This is a genomic window from Kyrpidia tusciae DSM 2912 (assembly GCF_000092905.1).
In the GTDB taxonomy this organism is placed as follows: Bacteria; Bacillota; Bacilli; order Kyrpidiales; family Kyrpidiaceae; genus Kyrpidia; species Kyrpidia tusciae.
In genome coordinates, this window is the sequence record NC_014098.1 from 3,252,926 (window position 1) to 3,267,251 (window position 14,326).

The following is a 14,326-nucleotide window of genomic DNA, read 5'->3' on the forward strand; positions in this document are numbered from 1 at the left end:
CGGCCAAGTGCTGGCTGGACTCTCCACTGTCCACCCAGAGCAAACAAAACGGTCGCCTTGTTTGGCAAAAGGTGGACAAAGGGGATAGATGTGCTTGGTTCCTTCCATCCGTTTCCTGCGGCCACGGCCTCAAAGCCTTTCAATCTTTGGGCATGCGCAGGCAATGGGAAAAGGAACGGGCCGGTCAATGATGCACACTTGGACGAAACCTTACTCCCGGTAACGGTCCAGCCATTCCCGCGGAGTGACAATGGGAACACCCTGTCTCAAGTTTTCCGGATAGCAAACATTGCCGGTGATGAGGGGGACGTCCCTGCCAGCTGCCAGCGCCACTTCCAAAAACGGTTCATCCGCCGGATCCGGAGGGCGAACAGGCAGTGGTAAAGCTACAACGCCCAAGCCCTGCTCACGCAACATATCAAGCACCGTGCGCAACAAGTCTCCGCAAGCCTGAATGTCGGCCTCAGCAGTACCTCCGTATATTCTGCAAATATCCGTACGTCGTAAACCAAACGAATCTGTCCTCGTACCGCAAGACGAAGAATTACTGCGGGAGCCCCGTACGGATTGACAAACCCGGATACGAGAACATTCGTGTCCAGAACAACGAAAGGCCGGGCAACTCGACTCATCCGCGTCGCTTTCCTTTTCGAACAGTCTGAATCTCCTCTTCGATTTCTTCATCTGTCAACAGATCGTTCCCCGCCCCCAAGGACATTCGGTGCAAATCTTCCAAAGCCAATTCCGCTCGAACCCGCCGCAGGATCTCCAGTTCTCGTTTCTAAGAAACGTTTGTCAGCAGGCAGCAAAAGAGCAACCGGCTTTCCATTCAATGTCACCACCACGTCATCCCCGTCACGCAATTGTTTCCACAGAGACCCCGCGCCCGCTCGAAGTTCTCGTGCTGTAATAAAGCGCATGATCTCACCACCTGTGATCAGCTTTGCTGTTCTTTCATCATATCAAACAAGGAGTTTCGTCGCCGCAGTCATATTCATCTCAATTCACAAACCGGCAGTTGAAGGAGGTTAAAAATAGATATACATTAACCTTGTTTCATGCTAATATATAGTCATGAAAGACACACAGTATCTACCGATCGGCAAAGTGGCAAAGATGCTGGGACTGAGCGTGCAGACGATCCGTCGCTGGGAAAAGGCCGGGAAGATTCATTCCATTCGTTCGCCAGGGAACCACAGGTTGTTCGACGTGGAAGAAGTGCGGCGGCTTTTGGGAAAACCGGCCGGGGACCGGACGGCAATCTACGCCCGGGTATCTTCGGCCAAACAAAAGGCGGACGGCAATCTCCAGCGGCAACGGGAACGGCTGGAGCGGTACGCGGAAGAACGCGGGTACGATGTGGTCCGGGTGTTTTCCGAACAGGCGTCGGGAATCAACGAGAACAGGAAACAACTGGCGGCCCTGCTCAAACTCGCCGAAGACGGGGAGATCGACCGGGTGCTGATCGAATACCCGGACAGGATGGCGCGGTTCGGATACCGGTATCTGGAGCGGTTTTTCGAGAGCCACGGGGTGGCGGTCGAGTCCACCCACAAGACCGAGCCGAAGACATCCCAGCAGGAGCTGGTGGAAGATCTGTTGACGATCATCACCGTGTTTTCAGCCCGGATGTACGGCAAGCGGTCGCAGGAGTTCCGGAAAAAGATTGGGCAGGCCATGAAAGAGATGGGAGGTGAGGGAACTGGTCACGGTCATCAAGACGATCCGGATCGGGATTCACAGGGAGGTCCATCGGTGCAAGAGGGAGGCCCTGGAGAGGACCAAGGACATCTATAACCAGGTGATTGCGTTTTACATGGACTTTTTCGCCGCACATCTGAACGTGTTGGACGAGCCGGTCCAGGTTCGGAAGAAGGACGGGTCTATCAAAGAACGAAGGCGCACCAACCAAGAACTGCTGACCTTCGCGGAGTTTCACACCTTGGCGACCAAAGCCCACCCGAACCCGGGGTGGCCGCTCGACGAACACGTTCCGTCTGCGAAGGGGATGCCGACGGAGTTGCGGCGGGCGGCAATCAACCAGGCCATTGGCAAGGTCCGATCTTGGTCGAGCGCCGTGAAAGCCTGGGAGGTTGCGCCGCCCGGGAAGCGGGGCCGGGAACCGCAACTGGGCAGGCCCAACGAACCGGTGACGTTTTATGCGGGGATGGTCGAGCACCCCGCGTATGACCTGACCCCGCGGAAGAAAAAGCGGCACACATTCATCAGCTTGAAACTGCACACCGGGCAGAAGTGGGAAAAGGTGTCGCTACCGGTTGTGGTTCACGCCCAGGCCGAAGCGCTTCTCGCCGGGTCCGCCCTGGAGAAAGAGCGCATCGCTCGGAAAAGGAAACGGTCAAAGACGGCCCAGGCCGGTTCCGGCGAAGAAAAAGGGGACCGGACATGGGTGGCGAAATCCCTGACGGTGTACGGGAAGCGGGACAAACGGTATCCGGGCGGGGTGCGGTATGCGCTCCACATCCCAATGGAGAAATCCGTAGACAAACCCCGGAAGGCCGAGGAACAGCGCCGGGCAAACCCACAGATGCCGGTGGTTGCGGTGGACCTGGGGGCCAACCGGTTGGCGGTGATGGGAGCGTTCGTGGAAGGGCGGCTGGCGGCCACGAGGTTCGTGGACGGCCGGGCCTTGAACCATCGCCGGCACCGGCTGTTGACCGTCATTCACCGCAAGCGGGCGCAAAGCGGACGGCTCCAGCCGGGGGTCCAAGACAACGCGAACTTGTGGAACAAGATCCGGAACCTGGACGAGAACGCGGCCAAGCAGACGGCCGTGGCCATTGTCCGGTTCGCGAAGAAGCACGGCGCAAAGGTGATCGTGTTCGAGCACCTGCGTCGGTACCGGCCGCCAAAAGAGAAGATGAGCCGGAGCGGGCGGAAGAACCACAAACGAGCGTATTGGTTGCGCGGACAGATCATGGAATGGGTCCGGGACTTGGCGTTTCGGGAAGGAATTCTGACGGTGGAGCGCAACCCGGCCTACACGTCCCAGGTCTGTCCGCATTGCAAGGTGCTCGGGGAACGCAAGGGCTCGCGGTTCACATGCAAGAACCCGAACCATCGGTACAGCGCGGATGCAGATTTTGTGGGGATGATGAACCTGTACCGGAAATGGACGAAGACATTCGTGTATCCCCAGAGAGGGGATGACCCAAAGCCAGAGGTTGCCTGAGGGCAAAATACCCCTCTGGTCTCGCGGGAGGCTAACCGCCTGGACGGGACAGGGGTTCACGCTTCTGCCTTTCGCGAGTGCCCGTGTGGTACGGGATGGCTCTGAGCTTCATTCCTTGGGGGCCGGTTTGCCGATCCTGGCTTGCCGGACGCGGGAGGAAGCACACGCCGAGAAGCGCGCCCACCCCGGGGGTGGCTCCCTTCCGGATGGAAGGAGACAAAGGTCAGGCCGACAGCGGTTTGTTGGATAGCTTTGATCAGATATTCCGGCAACTGTTGATACCACCCGTCGAAGTACGCGTAAGGCCGGTCTCCCTGTATCGACGGAAAATTATGCTGAAAAGTGTCGAACAATCAGATATACTGAAGGCGCACAGGACAAGGCTCTTGCCAGGGGCGGTTCCTCCCATCCCTCATTCCTGGGAGAAGGGAGGTGAGGTTGCGATGAGCGTTTTCGAAGCACTCATGATAGCGATCAATTTGGCCGTGCTCGTTGTCGCGATCATCAACACCAACAGAAAAGACCGCCCCTGAGCCAAAGGATCGCGGTCTTTTCGCGTTCTAGGAGCCGCCCCTTGTGAGGGCTCCTGTGCGGCCATCGGTGTGAGCAGCACCGATGGTCTTATTTTATGCATTTTTATAGTAGCACGAAACATCGGCCGCAGCAATACGTCATTTTCTCCGGCCCTGCACGGCCAAGTGCTGGTTGGACCCTCCACTTTCCAATCAGGGCGGACAAAACGGTCTCCTTGTTTAGCAAAAGGTGAACAAAGGGGATAGATGTGCTGGGCTCTGTCCATCGGCTTCCTGCGGCCCACCGCCTCAAAGCTCCTTCGACAACCGGGCGAATCAAAGAAGGTCACTGCTGGTCAGGAACAGTCACTTTGTCAGGGCGGGCCCATTGCGTTTCCGTTCACCCGGTTCAGCATTTTAGACTATAATATGGCTAGACGGTCTGGCCAAATCCGCGCTTGCCCATCTGGCGAGGGAAGGGATGGTCATGGAGAAGACCTGGCAGCTTCAGGATGCCAAAAATCGCCTCAGTGAACTCGTGCACAAGGCCATGCGGAACGGTCCACAGATGATTACGGTGCGCGGGAAACCCGCGGTCGTCGTGGTGTCCGTTCAGGAATATGAGCGTTTGGTACGTCCAAAAACCAGTCTGGTTGAATTTTTCCGAAGTTCCCCTCTGGTCGGGGCTCGCAGCTTCTCGCTTAGATCTCAATAAATATTGATATTCTTGTTCATTTTGTGCAATATTATCCCATGAAGGTTTCCATTGGAAAAGCGGCCAAAGAGCTGGGAGTATCGCCAGAAACGTTGCGCCGCTGGGAAGCGGAAGGAAAGATCCGGGTGGAGCGGACACCTGGAGGTCACCGCCGGTATGACCTGGCCAGCCTTCAGGGGTGGTCCCGAAAGGAGCCGGAGCCCAAAGAGCGCATCACGTTGGCCTATGCTCGGGTCTCCAGCCACGACCAGAAAGCGGATCTGGTGAGGCAGGTGGAGTTGCTGGAGACCTTTTGCGCCGCAAATGGGTGGCGGTTTGAGGTCCTCCGCGACCTGGGGTCTGGACTGAACTATAACAAACGCGGATACGCACCTGTTCTGCCGGGGACTTGGATCAGCTTCGGTTGGTCTGGACTGAACTATAACAAACGCGGATTGCGCGAACTCATCCGCTGGATCTGTTCCGGCGAAGTGGGCCGGTTGGTGGTCACCCACAAGAGCCGCCTGCTCCGGTTCGGGTCGGAGTTGGTGTTCTCGCTCTGCGAGCATTTCGGAACGGAGGTGGTGATCATCAATGCCTCGGAAGAGGCGACCTTTGAGGAAGAGCTGGTGCAGGACGTGCTGGAGATCATCACAGTGTTTTCGGCCCGGCTGTACGGGAGCCGGAGCCGATCGATTAGGGACATCATGAAAACGTTGAGGGAGGCGGCCGATGCCATCCGTCCTGAAAATGCTTCTGGAAGTGGATGAACACACGGCGGCGATTCTGGACGGGCAGTCGCGAATCGCCAACTGGCTGTACAACCGCCTGCTGGAGGAAGCGAACGAACTGCGCCGGCGGTTCCGGCAGACCCAGGACCCGGCTGTGGGAAAGGTGCTGTACACCGAACGCGGCCTGCGGGACCGGGTTCCGGCGCTGAAGAAGGAGCGCCCGTTCCTGCGGACGGTGTATTCGTCGGTGCTGAAGAACGCGGCCCTGCGGCTGAGCGGAGCGATCCGGAAATACCAGAAGGCCCGCCGCGAAAAGGGGGCATCGAGCGTCGGCTGGCCGAAGTTCCGGTCGTGGAAGCGGGAATGGTTCTCCCTGCAATACGACGAGCCGTGGAAGGGGTACCGGTTGGAGGGCCGGAAGCCGGAGGTGTCCCTGGGGAAGGTGCTGGACGAAGGGACGGGCAAAGAGAAGCAAGCCCAGGTGACCGCCCATCTGGCGGAACCCTTGCCCGATTGGTTCGAGCCGGGAATGGTTCGCCAGCTTCGGATCGTGAAGGAAGGGAAGCTGTTTTACGCGGTCTTCACGGTCAGGCGGCCTGTGCCGGCCCGGCGGCCTGTGGGGCGGGTCATTGCGATTGACCCGAACCACAAGAACCTGGGCTACGGAGTGGGGACCGACGGGGTGGCGACGGAAATCCAAAACCCGTGGTTTCTCAAGATCCTGGACCGGCGAATCGACGAGCTAAAGTCCCTTCGGGACCGGTGCAAGAGGAAGTCCGTTCGGGTGGTGAGAGAAGACGGGACGGAGGCGTGGCTGCCTTCGCGGCGGTGGCGGAAGCTGAACGAGCGGCTGGACGAGCTGTGGCGGGTGCGCCGAGAACAGACGAAGACGTACCTGCGGACGGTGGCCAACCGGCTGTACCGGGAGTACGACGGGGTGTTCGTGGGGGACTATACGCCGCACGGCGGGGGAATCAGCCGGGGGATGCGCCGGGCGATGAACAACCAGTCGCTGATCGGCAGATTCAAGAAAACCTTGAAGTGGACAGCAACCCGATCCGGGAAAGTGTACGGCGAGTGGGACGAAGACGGGTCCACCCGGAGCTGCCATGCCTGCCACTACGAAGTGCCGGGCGGGATTCCTCCGGAGGTTCGGGAGTGGACCTGTCCGGAGTGCGGGACGCACCACATCCGGGACGAGAATTCGGCGACAAACGGGCTGGAACAAGTGCTGAACAACTTGGAGGTGCCTGGCTCGGGCCGTCTGGGAGACAAGATAGTCGTTACGACCAGGCGGGCTTGGCGGTTCGACGGTCTAGGGATCCAAGAGATTCCGGGGATTGTCGGCGGGCGGGTGGGAGATCACGCCGCCGGCCGCCAAGAAATCAAATGAGGGACATGACAGTCCCGAACCCAAATCCTGCGCAAAGTGAGATTTGTGTAGGTTTGGGAGAGCGGCATCAGAAAATGGCTGGCAAACAGGTTCGCCTCGTTCTCCTGGGCCTTTACCTCGGACTCCTCCTCCACACGGTATACACTCAAATGCAACAGGAGATGACCGAGTTCATGAGCCGCGCTAAAAATCCTGCGCTCCACAGAAATTCGATCCCAAGTATTCACCACGATAGCCGGTCCTCCATCCTCTTGAGCAAAAATCTGCTCTCGGCGATGAAGTTTCTTCGACGCGCGAAACCTCACAGACTTCAACGGTTTTATCGGCACCACCAGCTCCTCAAGTTTGACACCCATGGCGGCGACAATGTCTTGGAGCGTAGATACCTTGGGACTCGAGATTCCATTTTCAATATTGCGATAAGCTGCCCTTGAGATGTTGGACATTTCCGCCACTTCAACTTGAGACAATCCTTTCGACGCACGAATTCTCCTCAGATTGGCGGTGATGCATCCCGAGTTCACACACCTTCACACATTGCCAGCGCGCTGTATTGTCGCCGCCAAACTCGACATCGATGCGCAGAATGGTTATAATACATCAAACGGTTTTAACGACTGGCCGGATGAGTTTCGAAAATCCGCGATGCGGAGGTGATCCCATTGCGCCCAGTGCGCCGGAAGGTGACGAAGATCGGCAACAGCGTCGGCATCACGTTCACAAAAGAGGCGCTGCAGGCTCTTGGCCTGGATATGGGGGACGAGGTCGAGCTTACGATCAACGAGTCAAACCGTGAAATCGTCATCCGCAAAGCGCCCAGCATTCCGCCGGGGCTTGACCCGCAGTTCTTCGACGTCTTGTCCGCCAACATCGAACGGTACCGGGAAACCATTGAAGGATTGAAGGACAGATGACTCGTTACCTGACGCCCGAAGAAATCATCGCCATCAACCTCCAGGTGATCCGGGAATTCTCCCCCAATGAACAGGCCGGAGTGCGGGCCCCCGAGTTGCTCGATTCAGCGCTGAACCGCCCGCGACAATCTGTCTTTGGACAGGATGCCTATCCAACGATCTATGATAAGGCGGCCGCACTGTTTGAATCCCTCGTGCAGAACCACCCATTCCATAACGCAAACAAACGAACCGCATTCCTGGCACTGCTTCAATTCCTCAGCTATAACGGGTATACGTTCATGATGGAGCCAAAACAGGCGGAAGATTTTGTCGTGGATGTGGTCAATCACAAGTACGCGTTTGAGGAGATCGTCGGCGCCCTCCGCCGCCATGCCGGGCGGAGGTAGGCAGGAACCACGCATCTTTTCAAAACATGCGTGGTTCCTGGGGGTCGGCGGTCCATCCAAGGGGAGGTTTTCCGCCGAAAGTCCATAACGGAAAAAATGATGCTGAAAATTGCCCGCTGTCCGGCTATAATGAAAGGGCTCAGGACAGGCTCCATCAGGGGCGGCCCTCCCTGATCCCTGATTCCACAGGGAGAAGGGAGGTGGTGCGATGAGCGTATTCGAAGCACTCATGGTGGCCATCAATGTAGCCATGCTCGTCATCGCGATCATCAACGCCAATAGAAAAGACCGCCCCTGATGCACCGGGCAAGCGGTCTTTTCGCGTAAACCGGAGGAGCCGCCCCTGAAAGGGCTCCTGGGCGGCCGTCGGTGTCCCCACACCGGCGGCCTTATTTTGTGTATCTTTATCGTAGCATGCTTCTTGACCTGCCATCCCCCTTGCGGCGAACAGCAGCGTTTATCTCTGAGTTTATTGTACCCAATGGGAACAAAAAATTCAACCTCCCGCAATCACTCAGTAGCACCTTCACAAACGAGTCATTACCTGAATTCCCGAAGCAGATTCACCACGATGGCTCTGGTGAATCCCAAACGGAGGAGGTGAAGCATCGTACACCCGTCCATCGATGACCTCTGGGACCACCGAACCCGCTCCCGAGTTCCCCTGTCCTTTCAACCCTTCAGTGAGGCCGGCGCGAAGATACGCACCTGTGTCGAGTTCATCTGCTACACCCACGCGGGATATTTTCCCGGTTCGGTTCCAGACAAATGCTGTCATTCAAAACACGTCTCTCAATTTGATGACGAGGTCGTCAAAGATGCGCACCGGTATTTCCCCATCCCCGCCGTACACATCGGGCTGTTGAAACACATTGTCCTCCCAGTGATAGACCTCCACCGTTTCGTGTTCCGGATCGACGATCCAGTACTCTCTGACCCCCGCTGCACGATATTTTATCATTTTGATGCCCCGGTCCTTCTCCGCCGTCGATTTGCCGAGTACTTCGACGATGAGATCTGGAGCACCCACGCAACCTTTCGGGCGAATTTTGCCCGGATCACAGATCACGGAAATATCCGGCTCCACGTGCTCATCGTCGTCCTCCTTCCACCACACGCCAAAGGGGGCCGGATAGGCAAAACATTCCCGCCCTTTCAGGTAGATGCTGAACTCCCGAAGCAGATTCGTCACAATTCTTTGGTGAATCTCGGACGGCGGAGGGGACATGTCGTATACCCTGCCATCAATCACCTCATACCGTTCAGGCAAAATCGGCTGGCGTGGATCGTGAGCCTGCTGCATCCCGCAACGTCCTTTCCACTCGTGTTTGGGATACAATGCTATTTTCTAGGGGCATTCCCCGAGGAGAAGACAGCGTTGAATGGCCTTTCCGCCAATCTCCATGGACATAATATGGTGTTTGCACGATTTTCGTTGATCCGTGTTCTTCGCCCCGTAATTGCAGGATTGCCCGCAATGCTTTTTCGCGCAGGCCTCGAAGTCGAAACACGTCTTTTTCTGCTTGAGCGGTGAATTCAACTCTGCTCATCCGGCGACTCCAAGTCTATACCCCAGCTGCGGGCGATATCGCGCAAGTCTCGGGTCTTCCCGGCCTTGTATTCGCGGATCGCGTGTTCAGCCAAGGCGTCAAAGGGATTCTCGCCTTTGACGATTCTCACGCCGTCGGCTTCCGGTTGAAGGTAAAACACATCGCCGGGTTTGGCGTGAAGGGCTTCGCGAATGCTTCGCGGCAGTGTCAGGCGTCCTTTCTCGTCCATGCGGACAGTGACCACTTTTGGCATGTTAAGTGCCTCCAGTATAGTGTGGTGGGATGGTCCCACGTATAGTATACACCATAGCAAAACGAATGAGCAGTGGACAGAAGGAGAAGAAAACGGCAAAATATAGGCGGAATTTTAGACCCACAATCTAGCCGGAAAACGTATCGTGACCGAACCTCCGATGGGCGGAGGGGACAGGGGGGACGACGGACCACGGCGTGGTCGCGTGTGCACCAGTCGTGCCGGTATGCTTATGGTGGCCAGCCAAAAGCCAGGCAGGACCAGTGTCCCTTCAGACAACCTTGATCTTCTTTTGCACGCGTAGAAGTCTGGCATGGCGGCTGTGCTTGCTGCTGGTCAGGAACAGGAAATTTGTCAGGGCCGGCGCATTAAGTATCTGTTCACTTGGTTCAGCATTTGAGACTATAATATGGCTAGACAGTCTGGCTAAATTCGCGCTTACCCATCTTGCGAGGGAAGGGACGGTCATGGACAAGACCTGGCAGCTTCAGGATGCCAAAAATCGCCTCAGTGAACTTGTGAACAAGGCCATGCGGAACGGTCCGCAGATGATTACGGTGCGCGGGAAACCCGCGGTCGTCGTGGTGTCCGTTCAGGAATATGAGCGTTTGGCACATCCAAAGGCCAGTCTGGTGGAATTTTTTCGAAATTCCCCTCTGGTCGGGGTTGAACTGGACGTAGAACGAGTCCGGGACCATCCGCGGGAGACTGGACTGTGAAATACTTACTGGACACCTGTGTCATTTCTGAACTGGTCAAGAAGGCTCCCGCTCCCGCAGTTCTGCGGTGGGTCGAGAACCAGGATGAGGAGAACCTGTATTTGAGCGTATTGACCCTGGGAGAACTGCAACGCGGTGTAAGTAAATTGCTGGATCGCAGTCGTGCAGAACAATTGCAGGCGTGGTTGAATGATGACTTGACCCACCGCTTTCAGAGACGCATCTTGCCTGTCGACCAAAAGGTGGCAAAGGCTTGGGGAGAAATCAGTGGAGACGCGGCGCGGCGAGGAGAAACACTCCCTGTCATGGACAGTCTCATTGCAGCCACCGCCCAGGTTCACGGCCTGGTTGTGGTCACGCGAAACGTACGCGACATAGAACGTTGCCGCGTTCCGGTTACGAATCCTTGGCCGGACACGCGCGCCGACCTGTAATCGCCCCCTCAAACGATGCGCGGTTCCCCAGGGCGACCCTTTATCCAGCACGCGATGGTTTGCTAAAAGTCTACAACCGGAGAAGATGCTACTGAAAATTGCCCGCTGTCCGGCTATAATGAAGAGGCTCAGGACAAGGCTCCGTCAGGGGCGGCCCTCCCTGATCCCTGATTCCACAGGGGGAAGGGAGGTGGTGCGATGAGCGTATTCGAAGCACTCATGGTGGCCATCAATGTAGCCCTGCTCGTCATCGCGATCATCAACGCCAATAGAAAAGACCGCCCCTGATGCACCGGGCAAGCGGTCTTTTCGCGTAAACCGGAGGAGCCGCCCCTGAAAGGGCTCCTGGGCGGCCGTCGGTGTCGCCAACACCGGCGGCCTTATTTTGTGCATCTTTATCGTAGCATGAAAATATCCCCGAAGCAACGCAGGCTTTGCACCGGAACGGCTTCCAAGAATCACCTTAACAGCCGGAGACTGTCCGAGTCGTAGCCAAGTGCGAGACAAGCCCGGGCTTTCCCTCCTGTCGCTTGCCGATCTGTCCTTTGATGGCCGGTTTGTATCGACTCAAACTGAAGACCCGGCCTTACGATCACCGCGTTGTGGACGGCGCCGAAGCTGCACAGTTCTTGGTCAGAGTTAAAGAGCTGATCGAAGACCCCGAAGCTTGGTTGCCGGAGGGCTGACGCGGCGCCGGGGGAGGGACGGTGCATCGAATGACCGGCCCGTCCGCATCCTTCGGCAGCGGGTGATCGTGTCGATTCAAAAAAGACGGCTGTTTTATCGCTTCTTTATCTCCTATTTACTCGAAATTCACAATCCTGCGGCGGTTGGCCTGTATACTGAACTCGTATGCCCGTTTGATGCGATCATGACGGAGGAGTGTATAAGCGTGATCCCTGCTTCACGAGTTTCGGAAACATGGAACAAGATCCGGGAGCAAAAAGAGACGTTCATAACCGCGCGTACAAAGGCATTCCGTCACACCCTGGAACCTTTCTTGTACTTGTTGCCCGCAGCCGTCGTTTTTGCCGGTTTTGTCTTCTACCCCTTTTTCAAGACGTTATATATCAGTCTTTTTCTCACCAATCCCGAGGGGGAAATCGGCCGGGTTGTCGAACTGAAAAACTATGCCGCGGTCTTCACATCCCCCGAATACCTGAACAGCATCCTCGTAACGTTAAAATTTGTGATCCTTACCGTGCCGGCGGAATTGGTGATCGGCTTTGTCCTCGCCGTATTCGCCAATGTCCAATTAAAGGGGATCGCCGTGTTCCGCACCCTCTATGCTTTGCCGATCGCCATCTCTTCTGCCTCCGCCGCCGTGATCTGGATGCTTTTGTTTAACCCGGGGAGCGGATGGATCAATTATTTGCTGGGCCTGCGACGCCCCAGCAAGCCCTGGACGACGCGGAGAAGAGCATCAACAGTGCATTGGATAACTACAATCAGACGGTGGGGATGAAGTAGGGCGACACGGGTCAGATCCGAGTTGTTCATCGATCTGCAATCCCTGACTGACGCTGACCGGCCTTTCAGGGGGCGGGTTTCACCCGTTGCAAGACGCACAATCATGTTTTCGGGGAATGATTCGTCGTTCTGAGGAACTTTATTGCTGTACGGGAAGTCGATCTCCCCCTAAACGGCTTCCTTAACGGCAGAAACAGGCCGACGCCCGCCGATGGGTTTCAGGATTCCCTTGAGGCGCGATTGTCGGCCCTTTCTTTCAAAAGACCCTTATCCTTTCAATATGCTGACGTGAATCCTCCCGCCACTGAAGTGGGAGGCGTCCACCCACAGGCACGGGGAGAAGCTTCGGCATCCGGCAGCGGGGACGTCGCCCAGGCTTTCCTGATCACTGATTCCGTGAGCTGCGACCAGATCCGGCCACCCACTCCTCTCCGCCCTCCCGTCGAGGATCGGCCCGCCGCAGCACACAGGGCCATCGCCACCCGCGCTGCCCGGATATTTGACTGTACCGGACTATTTTTCCGATTACTCTGTCCAATGTCTCCCTGTCGCGCACATTTTTACTTAGTAGTTTTTCAAAAGGTGGACACACCACCCCCCTCGATTTTCGACGGCCCATATTCTTCCACCCGCCACACCCCCACTCAATCCCGCACGCAGCACATCCGATCCCTCACCCGGTCCCCCGCGCCTTCACCACTGCTTGCACTTTCATGTCCCCGGCCTTGAACAGCCTCCGGTGGACGATCGGATTGCTCATCGTCTATCCAACAGAAAGAAAGGTACTGATGAGATCTAAACAGTCCATGACGACTTCATCAGGTGCGTGGTCTTTAAGTTGAAACTGTCTGGCTCTCCAATCGAGACTTTTTACCTGATCTGTAAGAATCACACCTTCGACACTTAGGCCTGCAGGCAACTCAACCTCGAATGGGTAGCCCTTTTTTTGGCGCGTGATTGGGCAAACAACGGCAAAACCCGTCCCCGCGTTAAACGATTTTGGAGACAATACGATGGCTGGCCTTGTACCCGCCTGTTCGTGACCGGCTTGCGGATTGAAGCGCACGTATACAAGATCTCCACGTTCCGGTACAAACATTTTTTAAAGCAGTTCCTTTCCTTCGGTCCCCAAGTCAATGTCCTCGTGACGGTTTTCCGGGGTGATCTTCGCCAGCAAGTCCTCTAAAGAGGGTTTTCGGTTTCGCGGAACCACGATAATTGTGCGGTTTGTCAGCCTGAGTTCGACCTCAGATCCCTGTTGAATCGAAATACTTTCGGCAAACGCACTGGGCAGGCGTATGGCCAGGCTGTTGCCCCACTTCTGCACTCTCGTCCTGATGACCACTGCGCTCTCCTCCTTACCCGTAAATCCCTTCTCCATCATCATAACGCACCACCCGATTCATGTATATACGAAGTATATACCACAACATAAAAATGATACGCTCCCGGGTCAGGAAGCGGGCCCAGAGCCACCGGTGATTCCGTTGATCGACAAAATATGACATGCGAAAAAAGGGCTAAAAGATGTCCTGCAGGTTGATGTTCAAGTCCCCGAAAATACCAACCGCAACCGTGTCATCCTTGCTGTAGACTGCCGGGAACACGTTGTCGTCGGCTAGTCCATAAACCTCAACAATCTGGTTCGACGGGTCGGCGATCCAATACTCACGAACGCCTGCGGATCTATACGCCCTCAGCTTGGCGGTCTTGTCCTTCTTGGCTGTGGCCGGACTCAGGACTTCGATCACCATGTCGGGGACGCCCACGCAACCCTTCGGCTGTATCTTGCTCGGGTCACAGACGATTGTGACGTCCGGCTCCACGTAGTTCCCGTCGTCCTCTGTGTCCAACCAAACTCCAAAGGGGGCCGGATATGCCGTACACGTCTTGCCTTTCAAGTAGACGCTGATTTCACGAAACAGATTACCGACGATCCTTTGGTGGTCGGACGTTGGCGGCGGCGTCATGTCGTAAATCACGCCCTCGATCCGCTCCCACCGTTCCAAATCGGCTGCAATCGGTTGGTGCTCCATGCGCACCCCCCTTTCCGACTTCCTTCCGTATCCATATTGTA

21 protein-coding genes and 1 pseudogene are annotated in these 14,326 nt (G+C 56.5%); 13 read left to right on the top strand and 9 right to left on the bottom strand.

Annotated features, from left to right (window positions below):
• Positions 1–210: 210 nt before the first annotated feature.
• Genes BTUS_RS18585 through BTUS_RS19375 form a run of 3 tightly spaced genes read right to left on the bottom strand, consistent with a single transcriptional unit; the run spans position 211 to position 920 of the window.
• Positions 211–426 (bottom strand): PIN domain-containing protein, encoded by a 216-nt coding sequence (locus BTUS_RS18585; RefSeq protein WP_169307918.1) that lies wholly within the window; start codon positions 424–426, stop codon positions 211–213.
• Positions 387–632 (bottom strand): PIN domain-containing protein, encoded by a 246-nt coding sequence (locus tag BTUS_RS19370; RefSeq protein ID WP_083780258.1) that lies wholly within the window; start codon positions 630–632, stop codon positions 387–389. The genes BTUS_RS18585 and BTUS_RS19370 overlap by 40 nt, the downstream gene beginning before the upstream one ends.
• Positions 633–680: 48 nt before the next feature.
• Positions 681–920, bottom strand: a complete 240-nt coding sequence (locus BTUS_RS19375) for a type II toxin-antitoxin system Phd/YefM family antitoxin (RefSeq protein ID WP_013077068.1) — start codon at positions 918–920, stop codon at positions 681–683.
• Between the two features lie 154 nt (positions 921–1,074).
• Here BTUS_RS19375 and BTUS_RS15820 point away from each other — a divergent pair, with 154 nt between their 5' ends.
• The 6 genes from BTUS_RS15820 to BTUS_RS15845 all read left to right on the top strand — a co-directional run bounded on the left by BTUS_RS15820 (position 1,075) and on the right by BTUS_RS15845 (position 6,520).
• Positions 1,075–1,797 carry an IS607 family transposase gene (locus BTUS_RS15820; protein ID WP_013077069.1) on the top strand — a complete coding sequence of 241 codons (723 nt, stop codon included), beginning with the start codon at positions 1,075–1,077 and terminating at the stop codon, positions 1,795–1,797.
• On the top strand, positions 1,694–3,190 hold the full coding sequence (locus tag BTUS_RS15825; protein ID WP_123809354.1) for a zinc ribbon domain-containing protein: 1,497 nt from the start codon (positions 1,694–1,696) through the stop codon (positions 3,188–3,190). Before BTUS_RS15820 ends, BTUS_RS15825 begins: the two co-directional genes overlap by 104 nt.
• A 206-nt stretch (positions 3,191–3,396) precedes the next feature.
• A complete protein-coding gene (locus tag BTUS_RS18590) occupies positions 3,397–3,723 on the top strand; it encodes a hypothetical protein (protein WP_169307990.1) in 327 nt (108 codons plus the stop codon).
• A gap of 466 nt (positions 3,724–4,189) precedes the next feature.
• The gene (locus BTUS_RS15835; protein ID WP_041304497.1) at positions 4,190–4,417 is read left to right on the top strand and encodes a type II toxin-antitoxin system Phd/YefM family antitoxin; all 228 of its coding nucleotides are present in this window, start codon (positions 4,190–4,192) and stop codon (positions 4,415–4,417) included.
• Positions 4,418–4,455: 38 nt separating this feature from the next.
• A complete protein-coding gene (locus BTUS_RS15840; protein ID WP_013077073.1) occupies positions 4,456–5,166 on the top strand; it encodes a recombinase family protein in 711 nt (236 codons plus the stop codon).
• Positions 5,129–6,520: an RNA-guided endonuclease InsQ/TnpB family protein gene (locus BTUS_RS15845; RefSeq protein WP_013077074.1), complete on the top strand. Its 1,392-nt coding sequence runs from the start codon at positions 5,129–5,131 to the stop codon at positions 6,518–6,520. Before BTUS_RS15840 ends, BTUS_RS15845 begins: the two co-directional genes overlap by 38 nt.
• On the opposite strand, the gene BTUS_RS15850 is transcribed toward BTUS_RS15845, so the two are convergent.
• Positions 6,490–7,044, bottom strand: coding sequence for a helix-turn-helix domain-containing protein (locus BTUS_RS15850; RefSeq protein WP_083780259.1), 555 nt, complete (start codon positions 7,042–7,044; stop codon positions 6,490–6,492). The genes BTUS_RS15845 and BTUS_RS15850 overlap by 31 nt on opposite strands.
• 147 nt (positions 7,045–7,191) lie before the next feature.
• Here BTUS_RS15850 and BTUS_RS15855 point away from each other — a divergent pair, with 147 nt between their 5' ends.
• The 3 genes from BTUS_RS15855 (at position 7,192) to BTUS_RS19040 (ending at position 8,121) form a co-directional block, all read left to right on the top strand.
• Positions 7,192–7,434, top strand: a complete 243-nt coding sequence (locus BTUS_RS15855; RefSeq protein ID WP_083780260.1) for an AbrB/MazE/SpoVT family DNA-binding domain-containing protein — start codon at positions 7,192–7,194, stop codon at positions 7,432–7,434.
• On the top strand, positions 7,431–7,823 hold the full coding sequence (locus BTUS_RS15860) for a type II toxin-antitoxin system death-on-curing family toxin (protein WP_013077077.1): 393 nt from the start codon (positions 7,431–7,433) through the stop codon (positions 7,821–7,823). Before BTUS_RS15855 ends, BTUS_RS15860 begins: the two co-directional genes overlap by 4 nt.
• A gap of 208 nt (positions 7,824–8,031) precedes the next feature.
• Positions 8,032–8,121: a putative holin-like toxin gene (locus BTUS_RS19040; protein ID WP_232070153.1), complete on the top strand. Its 90-nt coding sequence runs from the start codon at positions 8,032–8,034 to the stop codon at positions 8,119–8,121.
• 480 nt (positions 8,122–8,601) lie between these two features.
• Here BTUS_RS19040 and BTUS_RS15865 read toward each other — a convergent pair whose 3' ends face one another.
• Both BTUS_RS15865 and BTUS_RS15875 read right to left on the bottom strand, forming a co-directional pair.
• Positions 8,602–9,126 carry a Uma2 family endonuclease gene (locus BTUS_RS15865; protein WP_013077079.1) on the bottom strand — a complete coding sequence of 175 codons (525 nt, stop codon included), beginning with the start codon at positions 9,124–9,126 and terminating at the stop codon, positions 8,602–8,604.
• 233 nt (positions 9,127–9,359) lie between these two features.
• A complete protein-coding gene (locus BTUS_RS15875; RefSeq protein WP_013077080.1) occupies positions 9,360–9,626 on the bottom strand; it encodes an AbrB/MazE/SpoVT family DNA-binding domain-containing protein in 267 nt (88 codons plus the stop codon).
• 467 nt (positions 9,627–10,093) lie between these two features.
• On the opposite strand from BTUS_RS15875, the gene BTUS_RS15880 reads away from it, so the two are divergent.
• From BTUS_RS15880 to BTUS_RS17205, 4 genes and pseudogenes are all read left to right on the top strand, one after another.
• Entirely contained in the window at positions 10,094–10,345 is a 252-nt protein-coding gene (locus tag BTUS_RS15880) for a type II toxin-antitoxin system Phd/YefM family antitoxin (protein WP_013077081.1), read from the top strand.
• On the top strand, positions 10,342–10,779 hold the full coding sequence (locus BTUS_RS15885) for a type II toxin-antitoxin system VapC family toxin (RefSeq protein ID WP_013077082.1): 438 nt from the start codon (positions 10,342–10,344) through the stop codon (positions 10,777–10,779). Before BTUS_RS15880 ends, BTUS_RS15885 begins: the two co-directional genes overlap by 4 nt.
• Before the next feature lie 587 nt (positions 10,780–11,366).
• Positions 11,367–11,465, top strand: a pseudogene (locus BTUS_RS17765) (2-oxo acid dehydrogenase subunit E2); the annotation flags it as partial.
• Between the two features lie 68 nt (positions 11,466–11,533).
• Positions 11,534–12,244: a carbohydrate ABC transporter permease gene (locus BTUS_RS17205; RefSeq protein WP_123809355.1), complete on the top strand. Its 711-nt coding sequence runs from the start codon at positions 11,534–11,536 to the stop codon at positions 12,242–12,244.
• Between the two features lie 768 nt (positions 12,245–13,012).
• On the opposite strand, the gene mazF is transcribed toward BTUS_RS17205, so the two are convergent.
• The 3 genes from mazF to BTUS_RS15905 form a co-directional block, all read right to left on the bottom strand.
• A complete protein-coding gene (mazF, locus tag BTUS_RS15895; RefSeq protein ID WP_013077085.1) occupies positions 13,013–13,348 on the bottom strand; it encodes an endoribonuclease MazF in 336 nt (111 codons plus the stop codon).
• 3 nt (positions 13,349–13,351) lie between these two features.
• On the bottom strand, positions 13,352–13,636 hold the full coding sequence (locus tag BTUS_RS15900) for an AbrB/MazE/SpoVT family DNA-binding domain-containing protein (RefSeq protein ID WP_013077086.1): 285 nt from the start codon (positions 13,634–13,636) through the stop codon (positions 13,352–13,354).
• 133 nt (positions 13,637–13,769) lie between these two features.
• The gene (locus BTUS_RS15905) at positions 13,770–14,285 is read right to left on the bottom strand and encodes a Uma2 family endonuclease (protein ID WP_041306461.1); all 516 of its coding nucleotides are present in this window, start codon (positions 14,283–14,285) and stop codon (positions 13,770–13,772) included.
• Between the last annotated feature and the right edge of the window lie 41 nt (positions 14,286–14,326).